Origin of the sequence: Methylocapsa palsarum (assembly GCF_900114285.1) — a bacterium.
GTDB lineage: Bacteria > Pseudomonadota > Alphaproteobacteria > Rhizobiales > Beijerinckiaceae > Methylocapsa > Methylocapsa palsarum.
This window is the reverse complement of sequence record NZ_FOSN01000041.1, coordinates 1-8287: the sequence shown is the minus strand read 5'-3', so window position 1 is coordinate 8287 and position 8287 is coordinate 1. Positions and strand designations below refer to the sequence as shown.

Sequence of the window (8287 nt, the reverse complement as noted above, 5' to 3'; positions counted from 1 at the left end):
GCCGTCACATTGGTCGAAGACGGCTTCGAGTATGGCGGGGCGAGCTATCCGTCTCTGACCAGCATCGCCCACAAGATCACCGGCGCGCATTGGTCTGGCCCGCGCTTCTTTGGACTGCCCAAAGCGGCGCAGAGCCGAAGCAAGGGGGGCGCCGATGGGTGAAGCCAACACTACGCCGCGGCGGTTCGGCAAAAGGGCGCGATGCGCCATTTACACCCGGAAGTCGTCCGAGGAGGGCCTCGATCAGGCGTTCAACTCGCTCGACGCCCAGCGCGAGGCCTGCGCGGCCTTTATCCTCTCTCAAAAGCACGAGGGCTGGACGGCGTCGCCGGCGCTCTATGACGACGGCGGCTATTCCGGCGGCACGATGGAGCGCCCGGCCCTCAAACGCCTCATCGCCGACATCGAGGCCGGCCAGATCGATGTGGTCGTCGTCTACAAGGTCGACAGGTTGGCGCCGAATTTGATCAGAAGATAACGGAGTGGCGTGGGGATCAAACGATGTCCAGCCATTCTCACGCTAGAGAACCTCTCTACTTCCAAGGTTGACGCTTTTATGCCGATCGAGAATGGCCTGTGCTTGATTCGATCCTGCCTCATCGACTTTTAGGCTAACAACAATGGGTGGCGGCAGCCATCGTTAAGGCCCGCCAAGCCTATCGGAAAGCCGGCGGGGGGTACGAACGTCAACTTGCTTTGCGCGCCTTCGGCTTGGCGATTGTTTTGGCGGCCTTCGATTTTGGCTCGGCCTTCGCCGAAGCTCTGCCGTTCGACGTAAGGCTGGCGCGCAGAGCCGACATCAGGTCCACCACATTGGTGTCCTCGGGCTCGGCGACCTTGGCGGGCTTATGGCCCTTCGTCTTCTCTTCGATCAGCGCCTTCAGGGCCTCTTCGTAGCGATCGACGAACTGGCTGGGGTCGAAGGGGCCTTCCTTCTGTTCGATGATCTTCTCGGCGATGGAGATCATCGCTGGGTCCGCGGCCTTGTCGCTGACGCCGCCGAAAATCTCGTCGGGCTTGCGAACCTCGGCGTCGGTTCGGATCGTGTAGGCCAGGATGCCCTTGTCACGGGGCTCCAGCGCCAGGATGCGCTCGCGGGTGCCGATCACGACGCGGCCGAGCGCAATCTGGCCGGACTTCTCCATGGCGGTTCGAATCACCCCGAACGCTTCCTGGGCGAGCTTGCCGTCGGGAGCGAGGTAATAGGGATTGTCCCAATAGAGCCTGTCAATTTCGTTTTCGGCCACGAACCGCTCGATGTCGATCGTCTTGGTGCTTTCCAGTTTGACGGAATTGATCTCGTCGGTGGTGAGCAAAATGTATTCGCCCTTGGAGACTTCGTAGCCTTTGACGAGCTCAGACCTTTCAATCGGCCCGGTGTCCGGGTCGGTCGTGATCATCTTGATCCGATTATTGGTCTTGGGGTTGATCAGGTTGAAATGAATGTCGCCGGCGGGGTTGGTGGCGGTGTAAAGCGCGACGGGACAGGTCACGAGCGAGAGCTTCAAATGTCCTTGCCAGGTCGGTCGATAGGCCATTTCAAAACTCCCCAGGCGACGGCGCGCAGGCGGCGATCGAAGTCAACGACTCGCGCGGCGATTCGTTCGGGAACAAAAAAGGTCTAGCCGCAGGGGGTCGTCTCGCCGGACTCGAGATCGATGCGGAAGCAATGCTCGCGCCCCGTCCCGACCTCACGGACAATGACGCTGATGTCGGGTTCGTCGCCGAGCGCATGCAAGTCCTCGACATAGGCGACGGCCGCGGCCTCGAACGAAACCTCTTCCAGGACCCGAGCGTGATGGGCGTCGACGTGGCGAGCGCGGACGCTGAACTGCCGGGTCTCGCCCGAGATTTGGTTCATCTCTGTTCTCCAGCTTTGCCAACGCACACCGGCCGAAAAAGATTCATAGGCGCGACGCCATGGATCAGATGCGCTGAGAGTTTCGTTAGGTGCTTAACTTTGAGCCGGAGTAAATCATGGCCGCGACCAAGCTCGCAAAGTATCGGGAAAAGCGCGACTTCTCGCAGACGGCCGAGCCGTCGGGGGAAGGGGCCAGGGTCATGCCCTCCGAGGCGCTGCGCTTCGTCATCCAGAAGCACGACGCGCGCCAAATGCACTTCGATCTGCGCCTGGAATGCCAGGGAGTTTTCCACTCCTGGGCTGTTCCGAAGGGGCCGTCGCTCGAACCCAAGGATCGCCGAATGGCCATGGAGGTTGAGGATCATCCGCTCGATTATGGCGATTTCGAAGGGACGATCCCGAAAGGGCAGTACGGCGGCGGCGCGGTGATGCTGTGGGACCGCGGCTATTGGGCGCCGGAAAAGGGCTTCGAAAAGATCGGTCAGGCGCTGGCCAAGGGCGAGCTGAAGTTCGTCATGGAAGGCGCGCGGATGCACGGCTCGTGGGTGCTGGTCCGCACCCGGCGGGACAGTCGCGGCAAGGCCAGTTGGCTGCTGATCAAACACCGCGACGAAGGCGCGGTGGAAGGAAACGTCCCCGGTCCAACGGACGATGATCGCTCCGTCGCCTCCGGCCGGACCATGGCCGAAATCGCCAACGGCAAGGGAAGAGCGGCGACGCCCTTCATGACCACCAAAGCCTCCGCCGCCGGCGCGGTGTGGCGGAGCAATCGCGACGACAATCGGCCCGCCGGCATAATCCCGCCAACCAAGTCGAAGGCTTCGGCAATCAAGACCGTCGCGCGCCTGCCCGATTTCATCGAGCCGCAGCTGGCGAAATCGCTGGAGAAGCCGCCGTCCGGACCCGGCTGGGTTCACGAGATCAAGTTCGACGGCTATCGCATGCAGATGCGCATCCTTGGCGGCAAGGCGAACCTGCTGAGCCGCAAGGGCCTCGATTGGTCCCGGAAATTTCCGGAGATCGTCACGAGCGGCGCAAGCCTACGCGATGGCGTCATCGACGGCGAGGTGGTGGCGCTGGATCACATGGGCGCGCCGGATTTCGCAGCCTTGCAGGCGGCGATCTCCGACGCCAAGACCAAGGATCTTGTGTTTTTCGTCTTCGACCAGATGTTCGAGGGCAAGGAAGATTTGCGACCGCTGTCTCTCGTGGAGCGCAAGCAGCGCCTGAAAGCCAGCCTCGAGAACGCCCCGGCCAACATCCGCTTCGTCGATCACTTCGTGGCGGCCGGGGATGCTGTCCTGCTTTCGGCCTGCCGAATGGAACTGGAAGGCATTGTCTCAAAGCGGCTGGACGCGCCTTACCAATCCGGACGAAGCGAAAGCTGGGGCAAGTGCAAATGCCGTCAGGGCCATGAGGTGGTGATTGGCGGCTGGACGACGACTGGCGCGGCTTTCCGCTCGCTGATCGCGGGCGTCAACCGAAACGGAGAGTTGGCGCATGTCGGCCGCATCGGGACAGGGTTTGGGCGCGAGGTGGTGGCGCGGATCATGCCGCGCCTGAAGGCGCTGGAAACTGATGACACCCCGTTCAAGGGCGAGGGCGCGCCGAAGAAGGCGGCCGGGGTCCATTGGGTCAAGCCGGAGCTGGTGGCTGAGATTGAGTACGCCGGCTTCACCGGAGACGGCTCCATCCGCCAGGCCTCGTTCAAGGGATTACGCGAGGACAAGCCTGCAAACGAGGTCCAGGCGGAGGTGCCGGTGGCGGCGATGGAAATGCGTTCGCCCGAACCAACCCCGGTTCGCACCGCGACGGTAACGCCGCGCGGCTCGGTCCCGGTGATGGGCGTCACGATTTCTCACGCCGACAAAATTCTCTGGCCGGACGCGGGCGATGGCAAACCTGTGACCAAGCTCGAGCTCGCCCGTTTTTATGAATGGGTCGGCGAATGGATGCTGCCGCATGTGAAAGGGCGACCGTGCTCGATGGTCCGCATGCCCGACGGAATCAACGGCGAGCAAAAATTCTTTCAGCGCCACACGGCCAGGGGCCAGTCCTCGCTGATCGCAGAGGTCGACGTCTGGGGCGACCGCAAGCCCTATCTGCAGTTCGACCGCATCGAGGCGCTTGTCGCGGCGGCCCAGACCGGCGCGGTCGAGCTGCATCCCTGGAACTGCGAGCCCTTCTCGCCGGAACAGCCCGGCCGGCTGGTGTTTGACCTCGACCCCGCCCCGGACGTGGCGTTCGATAGAGTGATCGAGAGCGCGCGCGAGATTCGCGGCCGGCTCACGGACCTCGGTCTCGTCAGCTTCTGCAAGACGACGGGCGGCAAGGGTCTGCACGTCGTGACGCCGCTGAAGTCGAACGGGCTCGACTGGCCGTTGGCCAAGGCCTTCGCCCGCGATGTCTGCAAGGCGATGGCGGCCGACGCGCCAGAACGCTACCTCATCACCATGGCCAAAAAGGAGCGCGCCGGACGCGTTTTTCTCGATTATCTGCGCAACGACCGGATGGCGACGGCGGTCGCGCCGCTTTCGCCCCGCGGTCGTCCCGGCGCGCCGGTTTCCATGCCGATTAATTGGAGCCAGGTGAAGAAAGGGCTTGACCCGACAAAATACACGGTCCGCACGGTGCCGGCTTTGGTTCGCAAGCTTACCGCATGGGAGGACTATTTTGACGCAGAACGATCCTTGGCCGACGCGATCAAGCGGCTCGGCAAGCTCTAGGTTCGCGGGCCGCTGATGCGAATTGCCACCTTCAACATCAACGACATCAACAAGCGCCTGACGAATCTGCTAGATTGGCTGGCGACGGCGAAGCCGGATGTGGTCTGTCTCCAGGAGCTAAAATGCGAGGACCGCGCCTTTCCGATCACGGCGATCGAGGCTGCCGGTTTTGGCGCGGTGTGGAGTGGCCAGAGAACGTGGAACGGAGTCGCCATCCTCGCGCGCAACTCAACGCCAGTGATCACTCGACGCACCCTTCCTGGCGACCTTGATGACAACCAGGCTCGCTACATTGAGGCGGCTGTGAATGGCGTTCTCGTGGCCTCAATCTATCTACCCAACGGCAATCCGCAACCGGGTCCGAAATTCGACTACAAGCTCGCCTGGTTCGATCGATTAATCGCCCACGCCTACGAATTGATGGCGGCGGACATCCCTGTCGTGCTGGCCGGGGACTATAATGTTGTGCCGACCGAGGCCGACATTTACTCAGGCCATCGTGAGCAGGCCAACGCGCTTCTACAACCACAGAGTCGAGCCGCCTATCAACGCCTCCTCGACCAAGGCTGGACCGACGCGCTGCGAACCGTAAAGCCTGAAGGACCCCTTTGGACCTTTTGGGGATATTTGCGTCATCGCTGGCCGAACGACAAGGGAATGCGGCTCGATCATATGCTCCTGACCCCATCGCTTGCCAGGCGTTTATCGAGCGCTGGCGTCAGCCGAAACGTACGCGGCATGGGCGGGGCCAGCGATCACGCGCCTGCCTGGATTGAAATCGCCCTCCCTAGAGATGTCTTGCGCGGTGTAATGACGAACAAAAGATAGCCTTTAGAGCCTGGGTTTCTATCGGTGCCGCGTCCGCAAATAAAAACCAAGTCAACGTTTCGGCTTCCTAAGCGTCTGCCGACGCCTCAATTACCGTAAGATGTTCGGGAATGCGATTCCTGCAGTACAGGACAGCATCTGTCCCTATTGGCTCCCCGGCCAAAGGCGGTGACGGCGATGCAATGCCCCGTTGAGACGTCGGCGCTGGGCCGGCGTCCGCAAAGGAAACCGAAAGAGGGCGTCGCCTTGCGCCGGGCGCATCGTCGAATACGATTGAAGTCGCATAGGACTCGCTGCTCAAACCCATTGCGCGCTCACGCGGCTGGATGGAGGCGATCCTCTCTCGCAGGATGTTTCTTCGAGGTGGTCGCCGTGGCGGGCGCGCGGCAATTGGCTCGACCGTGCGATCCGCGAGGTGGCGTTCATTTTTTCATCAGGAAATGAGTGGACTTCCGCGCCGAAGAGAGCGTGACTGTGGGCATGCCGGGGTAAGGCCTGTCGCCCCCTCTCCTGGATCCCGCCCCACTGGCCCGCCGCCATTGTGGGGCTTCGGTCGTGACGGCGCATGGCGCCGCCGCAACCGAAAGGGATCTGAAAATGTCGCACAGCAAAACCGTGAAAATAACTGAGCCGCCGCACGCGAGAAGCCGCGCGGACGGACTTACGCACCCGGATTTCGTTTCGGCGGCGTCAGCCCGCGCGCAGACCAAGCAGGAGGCCGTGCTCATTCTGCTCAGACAGCCAAGGGGCGCGACGATCGCCGCCATCATCAAGGCGACCGGATGGCAAAAACACTCTGTCCGCGGCTTCCTCTCGGCGGTGGTGCGCAAGAAGCTGCGACTGACGCTGGTCTCCGAGAAGGCCGGCGAGGAACGGATCTATCGCGTGGAGGAGGACTCAAAGCCGCAGAGGGTCAAGCGCAAGATTTCCGCCAGGCCCGCCGCCTCGCCATGACGCCGCCAGACCCGGCGGCGATTAAGGCCGAGATCGAGCGCATCCGCTCGCTCGGCCTTCGGGACCTAAGGCGCGAATGGCGGCGGCTCTATCGCAGCGAGGCGCCGCGGATCAGCCGCGACCTGCTTGTCCTGGCCCTTGGATACAGACTTCAGGAAATCGAACAGGGCGGCCTTTCCAGGGCGATCCGGCGCAGGCTGCAGATGATGGCGAAGGCCTTGCGGACGACAGGCCGGCTGGACCCGACGCCGGCCGTCAGCCTGAAGCCCGGCACGCGTCTGCTGCGCGAATGGCGCGGCGTGACCCACGCCGTCACATTGGTCGAAGACGGCTTCGAGTATGGCGGGGCGAGCTATCCGTCTCTGACCAGCATCGCCCACAAGATCACCGGCGCGCATTGGTCGGGCCCGCGCTTCTTTGGGCTGCCCAAAGCGGCGCAGAGCCGAAGCAAGGGGGCCGCCGATGGGTGAAGCCAACGCTACGCCGCGGCGGTTCGGCAAAAGGGCGCGCTGCGCCATTTACACCCGGAAGTCGTCCGAGGAGGGCCTCGATCAGGCGTTCAACTCGCTCGACGCCCAGCGCGAGGCCTGCGCGGCCTTTATCCTTTCACAAAAGCATGAGGGCTGGACGGCGTCGCCGGCGCTCTATGACGACGGCGGCTATTCCGGCGGCACGATGGAGCGCCCGGCCCTCAAACGCCTGATCGCCGACATCGAGGCCGGCCAGATCGATGTCGTGGTCGTCTACAAGGTCGACAGGCTGACGCGGGCGCTCTCCGACTTCGCCAGGCTCGTCGACGTCTTCGACCGCCGCGGCGTGTCCTTCGTCTCGATCACCCAGCAGTTCAACACGACGACCAGCATGGGCCGGCTGACCCTCAATGTACTGCTCTCCTTCGCGCAGTTCGAGCGCGAGGTGATCGGCGAGCGGGTGCGCGACAAGATCGCCGCCTCGAAGAAGAAGGGCATGTGGATGGGCGGCATGCCGCCGCTCGGCTATGACGTCAAGGACCGCAAGCTCGTCGTGAACGAGAACGAGGCGAAGATCGTCGTCCATATCTTCGAGCGTTATCTCGCGCTGAAGTCGGTGCGCGCGCTTGGCGACGATCTGGCCAGCGCCGGGATCAACAGCAAACGACGGCTGCGGCGGGGCGGCGAGGTTTATGGCGGTCAAACGCTCACCCGCGGGGCGCTCTACGCGATGCTGCAGAACCGCCTGTACCGCGGTGAAATCAGCTACAAAGGCGGCGTCTATCCCGGCGAGCATCCGGCGATCGTCGAGGCTTCGCTCTGGGACGCGGCTCAGGCGACGCTCGCCGGCAACCGCGTTGAGCGGGCGACGGGCGTCTGCGCCAACCATCCCAGCCTGCTCACCGGCATGGCGTTCGACGACGCCGGCGAGCGCCTCACGCCGAGCCACGCGGTCAAGAGGGGCGCGCGCTATCGCTATTATGTTTCAACCTCCCTGGTCACAGGCGCGCGAACGAATCGTTCGGGGGGACGGCGGATCCCCGCCAGCGATCTGGAAACCCTTGTGATCGACAGGCTGCGCGCTTTTTTCAATGATCCTGGAGCTCTCGTCGACGACCTCGGCGCGGGAGCTCCCGACGCTTCAGGATGCGAGCGCCTGATCGAAGGCGGCCGTATCCTTGCGGAGGCTCTCACAGCCGATGCGCCAGACAAAGTCAAAGCGAGGCTGATGACGCTGCAGTGCCGCGTCGACGTCAAACCCGATTGCGTCGACATCACGCTCTCTAAAGGCCGACTGACCGAGCTGCTTTCCAGGTCGATCGGACTGGAGGCGCCTTGCCAGGGGGAGACCATCGCGGCGGACGAGATGCTGAGGTTGACGGCGCCGGCCGCGCTGAAGCGGGTCGGCCGCGGACTGCGCCTGCTGGTCGAGAACGCCGCCGACCGGA

The 8287-nt window shown here is 63.3% G+C and carries 8 protein-coding genes and 1 pseudogene; 7 read left to right on the top strand and 2 right to left on the bottom strand.

The window, feature by feature from the left end; genetic code table 11:
• Nucleotides 1–9: 9 nt before the first annotated feature.
• Together BM177_RS18820 and BM177_RS18815 are read left to right on the top strand one after the other, a co-directional pair.
• Nucleotides 10–162, top strand: a complete 153-nt coding sequence (locus tag BM177_RS18820) for a DUF2924 domain-containing protein (RefSeq protein ID WP_091686757.1) — start codon at nucleotides 10–12, stop codon at nucleotides 160–162.
• Nucleotides 155–466: pseudogene (locus BM177_RS18815) on the top strand (recombinase family protein); the annotation flags it as partial. The gene BM177_RS18820 and the pseudogene BM177_RS18815, both read left to right, overlap by 8 nt.
• Nucleotides 467–686: 220 nt before the next feature.
• Here BM177_RS18815 and ku read toward each other — a convergent pair.
• Complete coding sequence (ku, locus tag BM177_RS18810; protein ID WP_091686753.1) at nucleotides 687–1538, bottom strand: non-homologous end joining protein Ku; 852 nt, start codon at nucleotides 1536–1538, stop codon at nucleotides 687–689.
• 83 nt (nucleotides 1539–1621) lie between these two features.
• Entirely contained in the window at nucleotides 1622–1861 is a 240-nt protein-coding gene (locus BM177_RS18805; protein ID WP_091686751.1) for a DUF5961 family protein, read from the bottom strand.
• A gap of 116 nt (nucleotides 1862–1977) precedes the next feature.
• Between BM177_RS18805 and ligD the strand changes: the two genes are divergently transcribed.
• The 5 genes from ligD to BM177_RS18780 all read left to right on the top strand — a co-directional run.
• Nucleotides 1978–4587 carry a DNA ligase D gene (gene ligD / locus BM177_RS18800; protein WP_091686749.1) on the top strand — a complete coding sequence of 870 codons (2610 nt, stop codon included), beginning with the start codon at nucleotides 1978–1980 and terminating at the stop codon, nucleotides 4585–4587.
• 15 nt (nucleotides 4588–4602) lie between these two features.
• Nucleotides 4603–5415, top strand: coding sequence for an exodeoxyribonuclease III (locus BM177_RS18795; protein ID WP_091686746.1), 813 nt, complete (start codon nucleotides 4603–4605; stop codon nucleotides 5413–5415).
• A gap of 597 nt (nucleotides 5416–6012) precedes the next feature.
• Complete coding sequence (locus BM177_RS18790) at nucleotides 6013–6369, top strand: DUF3489 domain-containing protein (RefSeq protein ID WP_091686759.1); 357 nt, start codon at nucleotides 6013–6015, stop codon at nucleotides 6367–6369.
• Complete coding sequence (locus tag BM177_RS18785) at nucleotides 6366–6839, top strand: DUF2924 domain-containing protein (protein ID WP_091686744.1); 474 nt, start codon at nucleotides 6366–6368, stop codon at nucleotides 6837–6839. The genes BM177_RS18790 and BM177_RS18785 overlap by 4 nt, the downstream gene beginning before the upstream one ends.
• Nucleotides 6832–8287, top strand: a 1456-nt coding sequence (locus BM177_RS18780) for a recombinase family protein (protein ID WP_091686741.1), incomplete at its 3' end; no start/stop codon positions are given. The genes BM177_RS18785 and BM177_RS18780, both read left to right, overlap by 8 nt.